Origin of the sequence: Phocaeicola sp. HCN-6420 (genome assembly GCF_037890145.1) — a bacterium.
In the GTDB taxonomy this organism is placed as follows: Bacteria; Bacteroidota; Bacteroidia; order Bacteroidales; family Bacteroidaceae; genus Phocaeicola.
The window spans coordinates 1-1013 of the sequence record NZ_JBBKBJ010000075.1 but is presented as its reverse complement, the minus strand read 5'-3'; the positions used below and the strand labels follow the sequence as shown (position 1 = coordinate 1013).

Annotated in this window: 2 protein-coding genes; both read left to right on the top strand. The window is 51.3% G+C overall.

The window, feature by feature from the left end:
• The first annotated feature begins 146 nt into the window (after positions 1-146).
• Positions 147-515: an IS66 family insertion sequence element accessory protein TnpB gene (tnpB, locus tag WKT12_RS16420; RefSeq protein ID WP_340320325.1), complete on the top strand. Its 369-nt coding sequence runs from the start codon at positions 147-149 to the stop codon at positions 513-515.
• A gap of 75 nt (positions 516-590) precedes the next feature.
• Positions 591-1013 (top strand): transposase (locus WKT12_RS16415; protein WP_340320323.1); only part of this gene is annotated, 423 nt, incomplete at its 3' end.

Genomic DNA, 1013 nt, shown 5'->3' with positions numbered 1-1013 from the left:
TCCATTGGATTTGCATCGCAGGGGCAATCTCCCGTCAGGCGCGGATGGCGACGTAATGATAGAGCTTCCTTCCGGAATCAGGATCCACCTTGACAGCCATGGAAACCCTGAACTGACATTTGGATTGATACACAAATTATGCGGCCATGTTCTGTCTGAATGATACCATGCGCTATTTCCTGTGTCCCGGAAAGACGGACATGCGCAAGGGAATCAACTCTCTGTGCGGAGTGGTTCACGACCGGATGGGACATGACGTCCGTCTGGGCGATGTCTTCATCTTCATAAACAGAAGCAGGACCACCATGAAGCTCCTCCATGCTGAAGACGGCGGCATGGTATTGTATGTGAAACGTCTGGAAGAGGGCACGTTCCGGCTGCCGGCCTATGACAGCCGGAGCAGGTCTTATCCGATGGAATGGCGCGACCTGGTCATGATGGTGGAAGGAATCAGTGACAATCCGAACCAGAGGCTGAAAAGGTTAAAAGCCAGTAGAAAGGATGGCTTCTATTGAAAGTATTTTCATGTATCCGGTTGCTTATCTGCCGAAAAATCAGTATCTTTACATCATATAAAGAGATAGAAACGGATGATTCAGCAGGATACAATGGAACAGATAATCAGGAGTCAACAGGAGCAGATAGCCGGTCTCCTGGAGACTAACCGTTCCCTTGTCGAATCCAACGGGAAACTGCTGGAACAGACGGATGCGCTGCAACGGAAGATACAGGAACTGCTTTCACAGATAGCATGGCTGAACCGTCAGCTTTTCGGGCGGAGAAGTGAGAAGCTGGCAGCCCTGGATCCCAACCAGCTTTCCCTGTTCGATTCCGTTCCTGCAACCGGACAGAGTGAAAACATCCGGGAAGAGGACAGCAGCGCAGCGGCTCCTTCAAAAGCAAAGCCCGATGGAAAGAAGAAGGAATCCCGGCGTAACCGCGAACTCCTGGAGGGACTGCCGGTAGTTGAAGTGGTGATTGAACCTGACCGGGTGGATTTGGACCGTTACAGA